Source organism: Nocardia sp. NPDC055002 (assembly GCF_053608825.1).
The window spans coordinates 1-15,765 of record NZ_JBSGWE010000011.1 but is presented as its reverse complement, the minus strand read 5'-3'; the positions used below and the strand labels follow the sequence as shown (position 1 = coordinate 15,765).

Here is a 15,765-nt window from a genome sequence, read left to right as displayed (position 1 = left end):
CGGCTACGCCCGGCGCAGTTGCTCCTCTACGGCGGCAACGTGCCGGGCGTCCACGCCCCACGCGTTCTCGACGCCGACCTTGCGGTCCAGGTCCCACAGCACGCACTCTTCATCGGGTCGCGCGACCAGCGACCAGGCGACCACGGTGCGGCCCAGCTGTTCGACCATGGTGCCGTGATTCTGCGTGCTCTCCCCGACGCCCTCGGGGAAATGATGCAGGAAACGTCCGTAAGCCTGCTCGCAGAACCTCGCGTAGAGCTGGGTGCAGAGGATGAAACCGTGCCACGCCTCGTCGACCGCGTGCGAGGGCATCCCGATCACCTGGTCGTCGCGAAGGGCGGCACCGCAGCACCGCAACCATTGGCGCAGACCGGTTTCCACGAGTTCGCGAGGCTGCCAGGGCGAGGTTTTGAAGATCGCTTCGGGGAAGACCAGAGCGGCGACAGTGCGGTCGACGGTGGGAAGGTCGACTTGCCGTCTGCCGGTCCGGGGGAAGGAGAACGCCACAATTCACTGTAAGGCCACTGACGGTGGGGATGCTGTGGCCGGGTTCTGGCGTTAGCCTGCGAACATGGTGTTGACGCTCGTGATCGTGCTCGGTTTCCTGGCGGTGTGTATCGGCGCGGTGGTGACGACCGTCGTGTGGCTGATCCAGAAGTCGACTCAGCCGCAGAACGCGCGCCCGCTGGATCGCCGATGGGTGGCCGGGTCGGCCGGGATGACCGCGCATGTCGACGGGACCTCGGGGCAGCCGTGGGATCCGGGCAGCCCATCCGGTGGCTGCGGTGGCGGCTCGAACAGCGGTTGCGGCGGGGGGAGCGGCTGCGGTGGCGGGAGCAGCAGTAGCTGTAGCGGTGGAAGCAGCAGCAGTTGTTCCGGTGGGAGTAGCAGCAGCTGTGGAGGTGGCAGCAGTAGCAGCTGTGGCGGCGGGTCCTGACCGTGTGACCTGCGTCGCAGTGCGCTTGACCTGAACTCGACTTCAGGTTTCATCCTTGACTCGTTCGGTCAACACCACGAAGGAGTCGCGATGCGCGCAGTGCAGGTCAAAGAATTCGGTGGGCCCGAGGTTCTGAACCTGGTGGAAGTTCCTACGCCACAACCGGATTCGGTTGAAGTGGTCGTCGACGTCGAGGTCGCCGACGTGATGTTCCTCGATACCCGGCTGCGCAGCGGGTGGGGTCAGGACTACTTCCCGCTGAGCCTGCCCTACGTTCCCGGTGGTGCGATCGGCGGCGTGGTGAGTGCGGTCGGCACCGAGGTCGACCCCCGCTGGCTCGGTAAGCGCGTTGTCACCCAGACTGCCGCCAGCGGCATCGGCGGCGGCCTGCCCACCGGCGGTTACGCCGAGAAGTCGCTCGCCAAGGCTGCCACGCTGACCGAGATCCCCGACGGGCTCACCACCGAGCAGGCCGTAGGTCTCGCCCACGACGGCCGGACCGCGCTGGCTGTCTTCGACAGGGCTGCCGTGCAGCCGAATTCGTGGGTATTGATCACCGCCGCCGCGGGCGGCCTCGGCACGCTGCTCATCCAGCTGTCGATCGCGGCGGGCGCGCGGGTTGTCGCCGCGGCGGGCGGACCGGAAAAGCTCGCGCTCGCAACGCGATTGGGTGCGACCGCGGTCGTCGACTACTCCGTCGACGGCTGGGCGGACCGAGCACGTGAGATCACCGGCGGGGGAGCGGCGGTCGTGTTCGACGGTGCGGGTGGCGACATCGGTGGCGCGGCCCTGACTGCCGCAGCCGACGCCGGACTCTTTCTCGGATATGGCTCCGCCGCAGGTGATTTCGCGACGGGCGACACCGATGCCGCTGTGGCGCGCGGTGTCACGGTGCTCGGTCTGTTCGATATCGTCGGCCAGGACGTGGACTGGGTGGGCATCACTGCCCGCGCTCAGGAAGCGGTCGCCGAGGGTGCGCTGGAAGTTGTGATCGGGCAAACCTTCCCGATCGATCAGGTGCGGCAGGCTCACTCCGCGATCGAGAGCCGTTCCGCCCTCGGCCGTACCTTGTTGACGGTCGGCGCGTCATTGTAACTTATTGTGCGCTGCAACGGAATACACGTTAAGTTATGTTCCGTGCAGGGATTGATAATCATCGCAGTGATAGCTGCGGTTCTGTTGTTGGTAGTTGGAGTCATCAAGTTGGCCAGCAACCCAGGGGGCAACATCGAACGTCGCGAACGCGATGTACGAGCGCGGGGAGGCCAGCGAGCTGAACGCTCGTAAACCCTACCCCCGGGTGCAGCACCACCACGGCGATCGGTCGCCGCGTCTTCCTCGGAAGCCGCGACCCGATCGCCGTTCTCGTACCTGCCGACTCGACACGACCACCGCGTCGAGTGGTCAACCCCGCACTCCGCCGGGTACCATGCGACTCGCCCGCGGAGACCCCCGCGGCGAGGGGCGGTAGCTCAGTCGGTTAGAGCCGCGGACTCATAATCCGCTGGTCGTGGGTTCGAGCCCCACCCGCCCCACTTTCCCCTCCTGAACTGCGGTTTCTTCCAGTGGATTCGGGACGGGTCGCCGCCAGGGCCGGACAGGTCGAGGATGACCGGCCACTTCTCGGCTACCAGGCGCAGGTCCGCCTGGATGAACGCGACACGCTGCGCCGCCCCGATCTCGGCGGCGGCCGCCGGTATCGCTCGGCCCACCTGCGCATTGGTGCCGACGACAACCACCTGCTCACCGCCGCCCAGGTATGTCGGCGCGCGAGGTTCTTGGCCTGCGCTCTGGTCGCCTACTTAACGCCCAGCCCTGAGATGAGGAGGGCGACCATTCGGCGGGGGTGGTAGCGGGGGGTGTTGCCGCCGATGCAGAGGTTGCCGACGGCGCGCAGGAGTTCGTAGGGGTCGGTGCCGGAGGGGATTTCGCCTGCGCCGGCGGCGGCGGTGAGGAGGGTTTCGCAGGTGGGGACGAGGCGGTCGAGGAAGTAGGTGTGGAGGGTTTCGAAGGTGGCGGCGTCGGATTGAAGTGCTTCTGCCAGGCCGTGTTTGGTGGTCAGGAAGTCGACGAACAGGGTCATCCATTCGCCCAGTGCGGCGTGGGGGGAAGCGAGGGCGGCCAGGAGTGTGGGGCCCGCTTCGGCGCACGCTTCGACCTGGTGGCGGTAGACGGCGACGATGAGGTCGGCCCGGGTCGGGAAGTGTCGATAGATGGTGCCTACGCCGACGCCGGCTCGGGTCGCGATCTCGCGGACGGGGACATCGACGCCCGAGGCGATGAAGGCGGCCGCGGCCGCGTCGAGCAGGGCCTGCTGGTTGCGCCGGGCGTCGGCTCGGCGGCTCGGCGGCTCGGTCGGGTTGTCGGCCACGAGAGCTCCCTCTTGTTAAACGGAACAGTGTTCCGTATGTTGATTAACGGAACACTGTTCCGCTTGGTTGAGGATGCCAGAGTCGGCGAGCCGAACCAAGCCCATCTGGGAGGAACCGCCATGCAGTACCGCACTCTGGGCCGTACCGGCGTACAGGTCAGCACGCTCGTGCTCGGCGCGATGAACTTCGGCAAGCTGGGAAATTCCACGCAGGACGAGGTCACCGCCATGATCGACGTCGCCATCGACGGCGGCGTCAACCTCATCGACACCGCCGACATGTACGGCCAGGGCGAATCGGAGGAGCTGGTCGGCAAGGCCGTCGCGGGTCGCCGCGACGACATCGTGCTGGCCACGAAGGCGACCATGCCGATGGGCGAGGAGCGCAATCATCGCGGCGGTTCACGCCGCTGGCTCACCACCGCCCTCGACGACAGCCTGCGCCGACTCGACGTCGACCACGTCGATCTTTATCAGATCCACCGCTGGGACCCCGAAACCAGCGACGAGGAAACCCTCTCGGCGCTCACCGATCTTCAGCGTGCGGGCAAGATCCGCTACTTCGGATCCTCGACGTTCCCCGCCTACCGCATCGTGCAGGCGCAGTGGGCGGCCAAAGAACACCACCTGAGCCGCTATGTCGCCGAACAGCCCAGCTATTCGATCCTGCAGCGCGGCATCGAAACTCACGTCCTGCCGGTCACCGAGGAATACGGTCTCGGCGTGCTCGCCTGGAGCCCGCTGGCCTCGGGATGGCTCTCGGGCGCCATCCGCGCCGACCGCGAGATAACCACCAGCCGTTCGGCATTCATGCCCGACCGGTTCGACACCACCATCCCGGCCAACCGCGCCAAGCTGGCCGCCGTCGAACAACTCGCGGCACTGGCAGACCAGGCGGGCCTGACCCTGATCCAACTCGCCCTGGGTTTCGTCACGGCCCATCCCGCCGTCACCAGCGCCATCATCGGCCCCCGGACCATGAACCACCTGCACGCCCAGCTGGCCGCCGCCGACACCGTCCTGTCACCCGAGATCCTCGACGCCATCGATGCCATCGTGGCCCCTGGCACCGACCTCGCCCCCCACGAAAAGCACGACACCCCACCATCTCTGCTGGACGCGTCCCTGCGTCGTCGATGAGTTGACGCTAGAAGCTCGTGGTGCGTGCCGGCCGCGCCTCGGACGTGAGGAGATCGCGCCATCGGTTCATCAGCAGCGCGGTGTACTGGTCGGCGGTGATGTCGTAGGCGCCGAGGGCGTAGCCGTCGTTGGCCTCGACGAGCGTCGTTTCACCGTTGGCCAGTACGCCGAAATCGATGGCGTAGGCCGTGGGGGCGGTTCCGGAACGGTAGTAGGCACTGACCGCTGATTCGACCGCTTCCATGTTCAGCGGCACGGAGTTGTCACCCTCGTAGTGGTCGACGGCCACGATCTGCCCGCCGATGACGTAGACGCGGTATTCCGACACCCAGGTGACGACCTCGGAGCACCAGACGCGCTGGCGCCGACTGGTATTCCCCCATGCGGCGAAATCGTGTTCCGAGTAGCAGACCGAGCCCGTGAAGGCCTTTCGGCGGTCCGCGGGTTTGACGAAAACCGGTGGGGAGGAGCCGCCGTCCATCGAGCGCTCGATCTCACCCAGTGTCGATGCCCACACCTTCCGTCCGAGGAAGCCGCGAAGCACGTCGGGATAGTCGTCGGGTTGCGGTATCGGGATGCCCAATTGGCGCATCGCGCCGTGCATCGCATCCATGTCCCCGGCGATGAAAATGCCGGGCCCCAACGCCAACTGCCTGCGTTGAATACGCTTCAGGCTGTAGTGACGGACGGGGACGTCGAGTCTTGCGAGTCCCTCGGTGAGGAGCTTCTCCTCGTGCCGCATCGGACCCGATCCGGCGTACTGCAGGTAGGCCACCGTAAAACTCATCCCTTGATGATGCCTGTCGACAGCGTCGCGGATTCAGCAAATGGCTGGGAAATTACCTGTGCGCCAGCCGAAGTCCCCGCCGGTCGCCAGTGGATCGGCGTACGGCAGCGGAGGAGACCGACCGGCGATGCTGGTCGGGTGACATCTAGGTGCGCGGGGTGAGGATCACGATCGGGATCTTGCGGTCGCCTGCGTGACGTTGGTAGAAGTCGTAGCTCGGGAAGAACTCGATGAACTGCGGCCACAGCAGGTTTCGTTCCGCGTCGGTGGCTACGCGAGCCCGGACGGGGTGCGACCGGGCGCCGATCCGGATCGTGGTGTCCGGGTTGGCTTTCAGGTTGTGGAACCAGGCGGGGTGAGTCGGTTGGCCGGCTTTGGACGCGGCAAGGGCGATGGTGTCGCCGTCGGCGTGGTACATCAGGGGCGAGGTTCGGTGGGTGCCGGTTCTGGCGCCGACGTGGTCGAGGAGCAGTATTCGGGCGCCGGGCCAGGCGGGCAGGTGCCCGCCCACCCGGCCGTTGGTCCAGCGGTACAGGGCCACATGGAGTTTCGTCGATCGGTGGCCCAGGTAGATGCCGCGCTTGTTCGCGAATCGGGAGCACGATTCCACCGGCCGTGCCATCGATGACCTCTCGGCGCCATGGCCGGGATCGGTCTTGTTCGGATCACTCACTGCCCCTCCAGTGTTCGTTCTACTACGATCGATAGTAGACAAGTTTCCGGTCGGCCGAGGGTGAATCGTCAAGCGAGGAGTTCGCGGGCGAGGGTGGTGGTCCACCAGGTTTCGACTCGGTCGGGAGACCAGCCTCGTTCGGTGGTGAGGGTGGTGTAGACGTCGATGGTGCACAGGGCGGCGTAGATGTCGACCGAGGTGGGGAGGTCTTCGCGGAGGGTGCCGGGAGGCCAGGAGGTGAAGACCTCGATGCGGGTTCGGTCGGCGCGGTGACGGGCGTCGAGGTAGGTGGTGGCCAGGGCCGGTTCGGTGCGGCCCGCTTCGCGGATCAGGCCGATGACGTCGGCGGCGCGTTCGTAGAGGCGACGGTCGTAGCCGGCCATGGCGGCCAGCTGGGCTCGGGGGTCGCCTGCGGCGGCTTCCAGGGTGTCGAGCATTCGCGGGGCGTCGGCGGAGAGATCGGCGGCGTCGACTATTGCCTGGATGAGCCCGGTCTTGTTGCCGTAGGCGGAGTAGACGGTGGGAACGGAGACGCCGGCTTCGCGGGCCACGTCGCGGACCGTGGTGGCGGCCCAGCCCTGCTCCACGAACAGCCTGCGGGCGGCCTGGGCGATCTCGGTGCTGGTCGCCTGAGCTTGCAGGGTGCGGCGAAGGGAGTCGTAGCGGCGGCGGGGTGGGTCGGTGGCCATGGGTTCCCCTTTCAGTTTACGGTACCTATATTCAAAATATGAATGATAAATCTAATCTGTCGAGCGGTGCGCGGTTCCAGCAGGTCGCGGGGATCGCCGGTATCGGGTTCGCGCTGGTCATCCTGGGCGCCAATCTGATCTTGGCACCTGCCGGGTTGCCGAAGCCCGGTACCGACTCGCGCACGGCCGTCACGTTCTTCGTCGACCACCGCGACCTCGTGGCGCTGGCGATGGCACCGGTACCGCTGGGCTGGTTCTGTGCCGTGCTGTTCGGCGCCGGTGCACTGGCGGCCCTGCGACCGGCCGAGCGGACGGCGGGGACCGGATGGTCGCTGGTCGGCTTCGCCGGATTGCTGTTGCAGAACGCGACTTTCACAGTGATCGTCGGAATTCGTTATGCCCTAGGCACTTCGAGCGGGGAAGGTGGCGCACTGTGGGCGCTGCACGATGCCCTGCTCGCGCTGAACGGCACCTTCCTCGCGACAGCACTGGTCGGCCTGACGGTCGCGGGCCGGCTCGGCGGCCTCGTCAAGCCATGGCACGCGGCCATCGGATTCCTCGCCGCCGCACTGCAATTCACCGCGGCGACCATCACGCCCCTGATCATCGACCACGACGGCCCGCTCGGTCTCATCGGCCTGTCCGGCTGGCTGTTGTGGTCGGCCTGGTTCATCGCCTACGGCGTGGCGCTCCTGCGCACAGCCGCAGTCCGATGACTTATGTCATGGCTTACCCATGTGAATCCCATCGGGGATCGGTGACTGCGCTTACTACTGGCGATGCCCCGCGTCGACCACGGTAGAAGGCATGAGAAACACAGACGTCATCACCGCACGCGGGCTGCGCCGAACCTACGGCCGCGGCGACGACGCGTTCGAAGCCGTCAAAGGCGTGGACCTCGAGGTGCGCGAAGGGGAGGTGTTCGCCCTGCTCGGAACCAACGGCGCGGGAAAGACTTCCACCCTCGACATGCTGGAGGGGCTCATCGCCCCCTCGGCAGGCGAGGTCGAAGTCTTCGGCCTCGACCCGCTCCGGCACCGCGACCAGGTGCGCCCGAGGGTCGGCATCATGTTGCAGTCGGGCGGGTTGCCCGCCGAGCTGACCGTCGCCGAGACGCTCGAAATGTGGCGCGGAACGTGTACCGCACCGACCACCGCCGAGGCGGTCTTGGCGCAGGTCGGCCTGACCGACCGATCCGGGGTACGGGTCGGCTCGCTGTCGGGTGGTGAGCAGCGCCGCGTCGACCTGGCCTGCGCCCTGCTCGGACAGCCGCGCCTGCTGTTCCTCGACGAACCGACCACCGGCCTCGATCCGGAAAGCCGGCGGGGGACATGGCAATTGCTCGCCGACCTCAAAGCGTCGGGGGTGACGATGGTCCTCACCACGCACTACCTGGACGAGGCCGAAGCGCTCGCCGATCAGATCGCGATCATGCACAAGGGCGCGATCGCCCGCAGGGGCACGCTGCGCGACATCGTCGACGACCATCCGGCGCGGATCGCCTTCGATCACCCCGGCCTGCCCGTACCGCAGTTGCGCGGCGCCCGCGTCGACGCGCAAGCGCGAGTCACCATCAGCACCAACGATCTCCAAGGTCACCTGTTCGAGCTGCTCGGCTGGGCCCGCGAAGCGGGCGTGCGCCTGACCGGACTCGAAGCGCGCGCCGCATCCCTGGAATCGGTCTTTCTCGATATCGCCGAGGCAACCACTCCCACCTTGATCGGAGCACGATGACCACCGCCCTGCCCGCCGCCGGATTTCGCCGTCGACCACTCACCGCGCTCGCCACGGCGGAGTGGCTGCAGTTCCGGCGCAACAAAACTCTCGTCTACATGGCGACGGTCTTCCCGATCGGAATTCCGCTGGCCAGCTACTTCATCGCCCGCAAAGACGCCGAGCCCACAGCGGCGATGGCGGCGGTGACCTTCGAATTGCTGGCGCTGCTCACCCTGCTGTTCGTGCAGTACTACTCGGTGCTGTCGATGGTGACCACCCGCCGTAGCGAAGGCGTCCTCAAACGGTTGCGCACGGGCGAGGCCGCCGACTGGCAGATCCAGCTCGCTCCGGCCGTCCCGGGCGCCATCATGACGCTCGCGTGCACCGCCGTCATCACCGCGGTGGTCTACGGCACCGGCGCCCCCGCGCCCGTCAACCCACTGGCGATCGTGGTAGCACTCGCCGGTGGGACAGTGCTGTTCTCACTGCTCGCCCTGGCGACCAGCGCGTACACCAAGAACGCCGAGGCCGCGCAGATCACCTCACTGCCGGTGATGATCATCGCGATGCTCGGCATGTCCTCGATCCGCGGTGTGCTGCCCGATCGGCTGGCGCAGGCGGCCGACTGGACCCCGTTCGCCGCCGTCTCCGACCTCATCTCCCTCGGCACCTCGGGCACGCTGTCGTCGTTCGCCGAATCCGACGCCGCGCTCGGCTTCGCCGGCACCGTCACCGAATCCGGCCGGCCGTTTGCGACACTGGCGCTATGGACCGTGCTGGCGCTCGTGCTGACCCGCAAGAGCTTCCGCTGGGACGACCGCGGGTGACGCGCGCGACCGCCTGGTGGCATGAGCTGTCGGGAGCCGCCAAGTTCCGGCTCTACACCCGGCTCTCGTTCCAGGCGGTGATCGCCGTGCTCGTCGTCACGCTGGCGATCAGTGCCGAGTCGGTGCCATCGGTGCTCGGGATCGTCGCCGGTGGCATCGCGGCCGGGTTCGCGTTGGAGGCACAACCCGCTTTCGCCACCGTTCCCGGTGTGGTGGCACGGCCGCGGATGTTGCCCGTCGCCATCGTGATGTTGGTCGCGCTGTGGGCGATCAGCGGGCTCGTCGCCCGCGTGGCCACCGACGAGGCGACCGTCCTCAGCGCGCGCACGGTGGGTGTGTCCGCGGTGTTCATGGCGATCTTCTCCGTCATCCCGTTCACTCGTCACAAGTGGTGGATCCTGGTCGTTCTCAGCGCGGCCACTCCGCTGGTGGTCTTCGGCACGCCACTGGGCGCGGGCCTTCGAGGCGCGGCGGCGTTTCTGTGCACCGGGGTCTTCGCGATCGTATTGACGCGGCTCACCGTGTGGGGTCTGGGAATCATCGACGAGTTGGAGCGAACCAAAGGTGTCGAGGCGCAACTGCAGGTCGCCGAGGAACGGTTGCGCTTCTCGCGCGACCTCCACGATGTCGTGGGACGCGGCTTCTCGGCCATCGCGGTGAAAAGTGAACTGGCGGTGGCACTGTCACGGGCAGGCGACATCGATCGAGCGACTGCGGAAATGGACGAGGTCAGAACACTGGCGGTCGAATCGATGGGGCAGATGCGCACCCTGGTGCGCGGCTACCGCAATATCGACCTGCGCGGGGAGGTGGCCGGGGCGCGATCGCTGCTGTCGGCGGCGGGTTGCGCACTCGTCGTGGAGGGTGACGCGGCCAAGGTGCCCGCGGCGTTTCATGAAGTCGCGGCCTGGGTGGTCCGGGAAGGCACAACCAATATCGTCGAACACTCGGCCGCGACCACCGCGACCCTCGCACTCGGCGGGTCCGGCATGTCGCTGCGCAACGACCGACCGCAGGGCGCGATCGGTGAACGATCCGGGCTGCGCGGCCTCGGCGAACGACTCGCCGCTGTCGGCGCGACCCTCGACGTCGCCACCTCCGGCGACGAATTCGCCCTCGAAATCCATTGGGAGAAGCAGTGATTCCCGTATTCCTCGCCGACGACGAGACCCTCATCCGCGCCGCCATGGCGACGATGCTCGGCCTGGAGCCCGATCTGGAGGTCGTCGCCCACGTCGGCTCCGGTGCGGAACTCGTCGCCGCGTGGCGCCGCAGGGCCGAGGACGGCGAACCGGGCGCGGTCGCGGTCATCGATCTGCAGATGCCGGGCATCGACGGCATCGACACCGCCGTCGAACTGCTCCGAATCACTCCTGGTGCGGGCACTTTGATCGTCACCAGTCATGGCAGGCCCGGTTATCTCAAGCGCGCTCTCGCGGCCGGTGTGCGCGGATTCCTGCCCAAGACGACCTCCGCGGCGACGCTGGCCGAGGTGATCCGGTCGGTGCACAACGGTGGCCGATATGTCGATCCCGAGCTCGCGGCCGAAGCCATCAGCGCGGGCGACACCGTCCTCACCGCCCGCGAGGCCGACGTCCTCGAATTCGCCGCCGACGGCGCCTCCGTGGAGGATATCGCCAAACGCGCACACCTGTCCCCGGGTACCACCCGCAACTACCTGTCCTCGGCGATGACCAAGCTCGGGGTGTCCAATCGCTACGAAGCCGCCCTCAAAGCGCGCGAGAAGGGCTGGATCTAGCCCGTATTCGCCTAGGGTGTGGGGCATTACGGTGCGATGAGAGGGATGGCGATGGCTGCTGCGCTGGTCAAGGGACAGAATGCGGGCTTGGCTTCGGGGGAGGTGGTGCTGTCGGTTCGCGGCGGCGTGGCCGCCGACCTCTCGGCACTGCTGGTGACCGACGCGGGAAAGGTGCGTTCGGACGCGGACTTCGTCTTCTTCAATCAGCCGCAGGCGCCGGGTGTTCGGCTCCACGGTGCCGGGCTCGAGGTGTCACTCGGCGCCGTACCGGTCGAGATCGCGCAGATTCGCGCCGTGATCACTGTCGCGGCAGAGGGGGATACGTTCGGCGGCGCCACGTCGCCGGTGGCCTCGGTCGCTGACCGTGCGGGGAATGTGCTGCACGAGTACGTGATCGACGGACTCGGTCGCGAGTCGGTGGTGATCGCGCTCGAGCTGTATCGCCGCGGTGGCCAGTGGAAAGTCCGCGCCGTCGGACAGGGTTACGCGGGCGGATTCGCCGACCTGGTAACCGACCACGGGGTGAGCGTCGACGAGCCGGAAGCGGTGGTGGAAGTTCGGACGGTTCCCGGCGAGGCGGCGCTGTCGTTCGAGAAGCGGCAGCGGCTGGACATGCGCAAGCGCGAAGTCGCGAAGGTGCTGCTCGACAAGAGCGCGTTCGGCGCCAGGGCGCGGGTGGTGCTGGTGATCGACAAGACCGGCAGCATGGAGAAGATGTATCGCGCCGGGACGGTGCATCGGGTCGTCGAGCGAATGATCCCGGTCGCCACGCAACTCGATGACGACGGCGTACTCGAGGCCTACCTCTACGCGCTCAGCTACGTGAAACTGCCCGATATCACCGTCGAGGGCGGGGAGCAGTGGGCGCACACCTATCTCCATCTCAAGGGCACGCACCAGGGCGTCGACTACAACGCCATCGGCGGCCGCAACGACGAACTGCCGATCATGCGGGCGGTCATCGACACCCTCACCGAGCCCACTCTCGTCCTGTTCTTCACCGACGGTGGCTTCGCGAAGAAGCGCGAGATCGCGGCCCTGATGCGCGAGGCCGCCCACCTGCCCGCCTTCTGGCAGTTCATCGGCCTCGGCACAGCCAACTTCGGTGTCCTGCGCACCCTCGACGAACTCGACGGCCGCGTCGTGGACAACGCGGGCTTCTTCGCCCTCGACGACATCGACCAGATCAGCGACGCCGAGCTGTACGGGAGGCTGCTCGGTGAGTTCCCCGACTGGCTGCGCGCCGCGCGGGCCGCGGGGATCCTCCGCTGACAGCCGGGTCATCGGCGGGGATGCTCGTCACCGGTGGCCGGAAAACAGGTTGTCTCCGCAGGTGGGGATCGTTAGCGTGTCTACCGTTTGCAGTACGCAGACTGGAAGGAGCAACGCATGGAACCCATTACCGAACGCGATATCAGGTCGTCGTTCGTCAACTGTTCGAAGGGCGACGCCAAGCGCTTGAATGTGCCGCGTGACCTGGTCGAACGCCCCTGGGAGGATCTCGACTTCCTCGGCTGGACCGACCCCTCGTACGCGGGGCGCTGTTATATCTCGGTGCCGCGGGAGGACGGGCTGGTCAGCGTCGCGTTGCGGCACGAGACCGGCGGGTCGGGCAAGACACAGATGTGCACGATCTGCCTCACCACGCACTCCGGCGGCGGCGTTTCGCTGATGACCGCGAGCAAGACGGGCGAGTCGGGGCGTAAAGGCAACACGGTCGGTAGCTACATGTGTACCGATCTGGCCTGCTCGCTGTACGCGCGCAACAAGAAGCGGCCGTCGATGGGCAGCCGGTATCGCGAGGATCTGACCCCGGAGGAGAAGGCCCAGCGAGTGGTGGAAAACCTGAACGCCTTCGTGGACCGGCTCTACACCTAGCCGACCCGAACCACCGAACGACAGGAGGTAGATGCTGTGCGCCGACACTCGAGAGTTCAGCTGACCCGAGTTCTGTTGAACCCCAACAGAACTCGGGTCGAAGCGTTTCTGGCCGGTCGAGTCGGCCCGGGCTGATCCCGGACCGTCCCGAGCGGAGCAGGAACCTAGAGCATCGCGTTCATGATGGTGCCCGCGCTGGTGGCGACGACGCCGCCGATCATCGCGCCCGCGACCATCTTCGGCGACTCCATGGAGCTGCCGGTCCACTTCTCCCAGGCGAATTTTCCGCCCGCGACAGTGATGGCGATGATGCCGGACAACAAGATGAACCAGGTCAGGTACCTGACCAGCTGCATGATCTTGTCCGCCAGTGGCGGTGCTTCGGGGGTCGGATTGCCGATCTGCGCCAAGGTATCGGTGACGGCGGCCAGGAGCATGGGGTCTCACTCGGTATCTCGGAGGAACGGGACGACGATGAACTCTGCACTGATGGTATCCGGTCATCTGTCACCGTGTCGGTGCCCATCCGACCGAACCGATCGGTTTTGTTGGTGTGCAGGGGGTTCGCGCCCGTATCCTGGACCACGATCGAATACGGCAGGGCTGGAACGCAGTTCGCGTCACGCGATAGGGGAGCAGGCTATGAGCATCATTCTGACGTCGATGGCCGACACCATCACCACGTATGCGCAGATCGGCAATCCCTCGCCGGAAGCGCCTCCGCTGTCGGACAAGATCATGAAAATGGTTCAGTACCTGACCTGGTTCATGATTCTGTCGGGTGTGCTCGCCATCACTGTCGCCGGTGGAAAGTTCGCCTGGGAGAAGTGGAACGGTAGTGCGATGGAGTCGCCGAAGATGATCGCGGGCGCGATGATCGGCGGCGTCGTCGCCACCAGTGGCGGCACCATCATGAACGCGATTCTCGGTTAGATCCGCGCGCCCTTGGCGCGATTGCAGGCCCGGCACAGGATCTGCAGGTTCGTCACGCTCGTCGCACCACCGCGGCTGAGCGGGATGATGTGGTCGAACTCCAGGTAGTGGCCGTCACCGCATTCGACGCACGCGCCACCGTCGCGCTGCCACACCTGGGCTTTCACATCCTGGGGGATGCTGCGGCTGTCGAGCTGGCCCGGCGTCAGGACCAGACGTTTCGATACGCGCAGTGCGCCTTCCAATGCTGCCGCCACATAGTCGGGGTCGGCGACGCCGAAGGTCGCGCCGCCGCGCGCCGAGGTCGCCGCGAGCACGACGGTGCCGTGCTCGGGGTGCACCGACACCACCCGGTTCCACGGCAGCTCGATGCCGGTGCCGTGGCCGACGAAACGCAGCTTCTTGGAACTGCCGATCAGGCGACCCTCGGTGTTGCGTGGGCCGCGCGCGAGCATGCGGACGTGGACGGCGGGCAGATCGAGGTGCACGCGTTCGTCGGGGTCCAGGTGCAGACCGGGGGTGTTGACGGTGGGCAGTTCGCCGGCGCGCAAGCGGGACAGGGTGCGGCCGCGATGCATTCGGCGACGCAGATCGTCGACGATGCCGCCGGACAGCGCCAGCTCGCTGACCACGTGTTCGAAGGCGTCCAGTTCCTCGGCGAACACCTCACCGTCGGCGAAGGCGAAGGCGACCATCCGCTCGACCTGGGTCAGACCCGCCTCGCGCAGCAGTGTTCGGCCGCGCTCCTCGTCGATGCGCTGGAAGCGCAGAGCGGCCCACACCTCGGTCCATTCCACCGACATCGTGCCGGGACCCGCGAGGACGCGCCTGGCCCGGTTGCGCCAGTGCGTGAGGAACTCCTCGATTTCGGCGGCGCAGTTCTTGCACGGTCCGTGCCCACCGAACAGCTTGCGCCGCAGCGGGCTACCACAGCGGGTACAGCGGGTTCGGTGATCGTGGATGTGCGGGTGGACGCTCGAGGTCCACTCGTCGCCGTCCCACCAGCGGAGTTGATCGGGGGTTTCCGGGTCCGGGTGCCAGTCGGCGACCTCCGGGTCGGCCGGTGGCGGGGGCGGTACGTCGATGACGCGGCGGGACAGGGCCGGTGGGCGCGTCGATGTCGGTCCGTCGTGTCGGGCTGCGGCGGGATTCGGAGACTCGGGGGACGACCAGTTCGCCCGGTGATCGGCGTCGGGCAGATCGGCAGAAGACGCGTCGTGCCGTGACGGCACACTCGCGAATCGTGCGCGATCGACGGAGCGCGCAGCGGCGTCAGCGGCGGCCCCATTCGGTCGCGCGGGTACCCGCGAGCTGTCGTCGGGCGTGATGCTGGGACGTCCGGTGGCCGGCTCGTCGACCGTGACCCCGAATTCACTGGCGAGTCCGGCCAGCCCGCCCGACCAACCCTGGCCGATCGCGCGGAACCGCCACTGGCCGTCGCGGCGATAGAACTCGCCGAACATCATCGCCTGGACGTCTTCGATACCGTCGATGGTGAACTGGGCGATCGGGCCGTCGGCGGCGTGCACGGTCAAGGTGAGGTCGCAGAGCTGGTCGAAGGTGGCGTCGTCGAGGGACGCGCTGATGACGATGCGCGCCACCTCGGGTTCGGTGCGGGGCAGTGAGATGCTCAGCCGCGCGGTGCCGGGGGCGGGTTCCTGGTCGAGGGTCACCGCCTGGGAGGCGTGCCGGGGCGCGTTGAAGAAGACGAAATCCCGGTCGGCGCGGACCAGGCCCGACTCGGTGACCAGCAGGGCATGCGCGTCTACGGTATGCGCCGACCGCCATGAAACGACCACGGCGAGAAGCGATGTCGGTACCGGCGCGTGCGCACCCTTGCGTAGTTCCATGGTGCTCGCATGATGTCATGGGGGTCCGACAGGGTTTTGGTGCTGGGTGGTGGAGTGGTCGGGGCGTGCGGGGATTCGGGGGTTCGGTAGTCCCAGAACGGTGAACGCTGTGTTGTTGGCGCGCTGGCGCGCGCGTGTCCGCGGCCCTGAGGGGCCGCCGGTCAGGCACCGGTGCTTGCTCCTTCGTCGCCTACGCACCGGCGCC

17 protein-coding genes and 1 tRNA gene are annotated in these 15,765 nt (G+C 67.1%); 11 read left to right on the top strand and 7 right to left on the bottom strand.

What is annotated here, in order from left to right:
* Positions 1–3 precede the first annotated feature (3 nt).
* Positions 4–507, bottom strand: a complete 504-nt coding sequence (locus ACWF99_RS30890) for a glycine-rich domain-containing protein (RefSeq protein ID WP_378663045.1) — start codon at positions 505–507, stop codon at positions 4–6.
* A gap of 520 nt (positions 508–1,027) precedes the next feature.
* Here ACWF99_RS30890 and ACWF99_RS30885 point away from each other — a divergent pair.
* The gene (locus ACWF99_RS30885) at positions 1,028–2,032 is read left to right on the top strand and encodes a zinc-binding dehydrogenase (protein ID WP_452538105.1); all 1,005 of its coding nucleotides are present in this window, start codon (positions 1,028–1,030) and stop codon (positions 2,030–2,032) included.
* Between the two features lie 366 nt (positions 2,033–2,398).
* Positions 2,399–2,472: transfer RNA gene (locus ACWF99_RS30880), tRNA-Ile, on the top strand.
* A 263-nt stretch (positions 2,473–2,735) separates the two neighbouring features.
* Here the strand turns inward: ACWF99_RS30880 and ACWF99_RS30875 are convergent.
* Entirely contained in the window at positions 2,736–3,308 is a 573-nt protein-coding gene (locus ACWF99_RS30875; protein WP_452538104.1) for a TetR/AcrR family transcriptional regulator, read from the bottom strand.
* A 120-nt stretch (positions 3,309–3,428) separates the two neighbouring features.
* On the opposite strand from ACWF99_RS30875, the gene ACWF99_RS30870 reads away from it, so the two are divergent.
* The gene (locus ACWF99_RS30870) at positions 3,429–4,448 is read left to right on the top strand and encodes an aldo/keto reductase (RefSeq protein WP_452538103.1); all 1,020 of its coding nucleotides are present in this window, start codon (positions 3,429–3,431) and stop codon (positions 4,446–4,448) included.
* Positions 4,449–4,455: 7 nt separating this feature from the next.
* On the opposite strand, the gene ACWF99_RS30865 is transcribed toward ACWF99_RS30870, so the two are convergent.
* From ACWF99_RS30865 to ACWF99_RS30855, 3 genes are all read right to left on the bottom strand, one after another.
* Positions 4,456–5,235 carry an ATP-grasp domain-containing protein gene (locus ACWF99_RS30865; RefSeq protein ID WP_452538102.1) on the bottom strand — a complete coding sequence of 260 codons (780 nt, stop codon included), beginning with the start codon at positions 5,233–5,235 and terminating at the stop codon, positions 4,456–4,458.
* Positions 5,236–5,380: 145 nt separating this feature from the next.
* Positions 5,381–5,908 carry a nitroreductase family deazaflavin-dependent oxidoreductase gene (locus ACWF99_RS30860; protein WP_452538101.1) on the bottom strand — a complete coding sequence of 176 codons (528 nt, stop codon included), beginning with the start codon at positions 5,906–5,908 and terminating at the stop codon, positions 5,381–5,383.
* Between the two features lie 68 nt (positions 5,909–5,976).
* The gene (locus tag ACWF99_RS30855; RefSeq protein WP_378637714.1) at positions 5,977–6,597 is read right to left on the bottom strand and encodes a TetR/AcrR family transcriptional regulator; all 621 of its coding nucleotides are present in this window, start codon (positions 6,595–6,597) and stop codon (positions 5,977–5,979) included.
* 38 nt (positions 6,598–6,635) lie between these two features.
* Here ACWF99_RS30855 and ACWF99_RS30850 point away from each other — a divergent pair, with 38 nt between their 5' ends.
* The 7 genes from ACWF99_RS30850 to ACWF99_RS30820 all read left to right on the top strand — a co-directional run bounded on the left by ACWF99_RS30850 (position 6,636) and on the right by ACWF99_RS30820 (position 12,777).
* Entirely contained in the window at positions 6,636–7,313 is a 678-nt protein-coding gene (locus tag ACWF99_RS30850) for a hypothetical protein (RefSeq protein ID WP_378637716.1), read from the top strand.
* Between the two features lie 91 nt (positions 7,314–7,404).
* Positions 7,405–8,331, top strand: coding sequence for an ABC transporter ATP-binding protein (locus tag ACWF99_RS30845; protein ID WP_378637718.1), 927 nt, complete (start codon positions 7,405–7,407; stop codon positions 8,329–8,331).
* The gene (locus tag ACWF99_RS30840; protein ID WP_452538100.1) at positions 8,328–9,140 is read left to right on the top strand and encodes an ABC transporter permease; all 813 of its coding nucleotides are present in this window, start codon (positions 8,328–8,330) and stop codon (positions 9,138–9,140) included. The genes ACWF99_RS30845 and ACWF99_RS30840 overlap by 4 nt, the downstream gene beginning before the upstream one ends.
* On the top strand, positions 9,137–10,282 hold the full coding sequence (locus ACWF99_RS30835) for a sensor histidine kinase (RefSeq protein ID WP_452538099.1): 1,146 nt from the start codon (positions 9,137–9,139) through the stop codon (positions 10,280–10,282). The genes ACWF99_RS30840 and ACWF99_RS30835 overlap by 4 nt, the downstream gene beginning before the upstream one ends.
* Positions 10,279–10,899 (top strand): response regulator, encoded by a 621-nt coding sequence (locus tag ACWF99_RS30830; protein ID WP_378637725.1) that lies wholly within the window; start codon positions 10,279–10,281, stop codon positions 10,897–10,899. The genes ACWF99_RS30835 and ACWF99_RS30830 overlap by 4 nt, the downstream gene beginning before the upstream one ends.
* A gap of 51 nt (positions 10,900–10,950) precedes the next feature.
* The gene (locus ACWF99_RS30825) at positions 10,951–12,171 is read left to right on the top strand and encodes a vWA domain-containing protein (protein WP_452538185.1); all 1,221 of its coding nucleotides are present in this window, start codon (positions 10,951–10,953) and stop codon (positions 12,169–12,171) included.
* Positions 12,172–12,288: 117 nt separating this feature from the next.
* Entirely contained in the window at positions 12,289–12,777 is a 489-nt protein-coding gene (locus ACWF99_RS30820; protein WP_378637730.1) for an FBP domain-containing protein, read from the top strand.
* 164 nt (positions 12,778–12,941) lie between these two features.
* Here ACWF99_RS30820 and ACWF99_RS30815 read toward each other — a convergent pair whose 3' ends face one another.
* Positions 12,942–13,214 (bottom strand): hypothetical protein, encoded by a 273-nt coding sequence (locus tag ACWF99_RS30815; RefSeq protein ID WP_101469239.1) that lies wholly within the window; start codon positions 13,212–13,214, stop codon positions 12,942–12,944.
* A 205-nt stretch (positions 13,215–13,419) separates the two neighbouring features.
* On the opposite strand from ACWF99_RS30815, the gene ACWF99_RS30810 reads away from it, so the two are divergent.
* A complete protein-coding gene (locus tag ACWF99_RS30810; RefSeq protein ID WP_378637732.1) occupies positions 13,420–13,710 on the top strand; it encodes a hypothetical protein in 291 nt (96 codons plus the stop codon).
* Here the strand turns inward: ACWF99_RS30810 and ACWF99_RS30805 are convergent.
* Positions 13,707–15,560 (bottom strand): TerD family protein, encoded by a 1,854-nt coding sequence (locus ACWF99_RS30805; RefSeq protein ID WP_378637735.1) that lies wholly within the window; start codon positions 15,558–15,560, stop codon positions 13,707–13,709. The genes ACWF99_RS30810 and ACWF99_RS30805 overlap by 4 nt on opposite strands.
* Positions 15,561–15,765: the final 205 nt, after the last annotated feature.

What these genes read in the sequence shown, in the direction of transcription:
- ACWF99_RS30885 (WP_452538105.1), top strand. Translation starts at nt 1,028, where the DNA reads ATGCGCGCAGTGCAGGTCAAAGAATTCGGTGGGCCCGAGGTTCTGAAC.
- ACWF99_RS30870 (WP_452538103.1), top strand. Translation starts at nt 3,429, where the DNA reads ATGCAGTACCGCACTCTGGGCCGTACCGGCGTACAGGTCAGCACGCTC.
- ACWF99_RS30865 (WP_452538102.1), bottom strand. Translation starts at nt 5,235, where the DNA reads ATGAGTTTTACGGTGGCCTACCTGCAGTACGCCGGATCGGGTCCGATG.
- ACWF99_RS30855 (WP_378637714.1), bottom strand. Translation starts at nt 6,597, where the DNA reads ATGGCCACCGACCCACCCCGCCGCCGCTACGACTCCCTTCGCCGCACC.
- ACWF99_RS30850 (WP_378637716.1), top strand. Translation starts at nt 6,636, where the DNA reads ATGAATGATAAATCTAATCTGTCGAGCGGTGCGCGGTTCCAGCAGGTC.
- ACWF99_RS30845 (WP_378637718.1), top strand. Translation starts at nt 7,405, where the DNA reads ATGAGAAACACAGACGTCATCACCGCACGCGGGCTGCGCCGAACCTAC.
- ACWF99_RS30840 (WP_452538100.1), top strand. Translation starts at nt 8,328, where the DNA reads ATGACCACCGCCCTGCCCGCCGCCGGATTTCGCCGTCGACCACTCACC.
- ACWF99_RS30825 (WP_452538185.1), top strand. Translation starts at nt 10,951, where the DNA reads ATGGCTGCTGCGCTGGTCAAGGGACAGAATGCGGGCTTGGCTTCGGGG.
- ACWF99_RS30820 (WP_378637730.1), top strand. Translation starts at nt 12,289, where the DNA reads ATGGAACCCATTACCGAACGCGATATCAGGTCGTCGTTCGTCAACTGT.
- ACWF99_RS30815 (WP_101469239.1), bottom strand. Translation starts at nt 13,214, where the DNA reads ATGCTCCTGGCCGCCGTCACCGATACCTTGGCGCAGATCGGCAATCCG.
- ACWF99_RS30810 (WP_378637732.1), top strand. Translation starts at nt 13,420, where the DNA reads ATGAGCATCATTCTGACGTCGATGGCCGACACCATCACCACGTATGCG.
- ACWF99_RS30805 (WP_378637735.1), bottom strand. Translation starts at nt 15,560, where the DNA reads ATGGAACTACGCAAGGGTGCGCACGCGCCGGTACCGACATCGCTTCTC.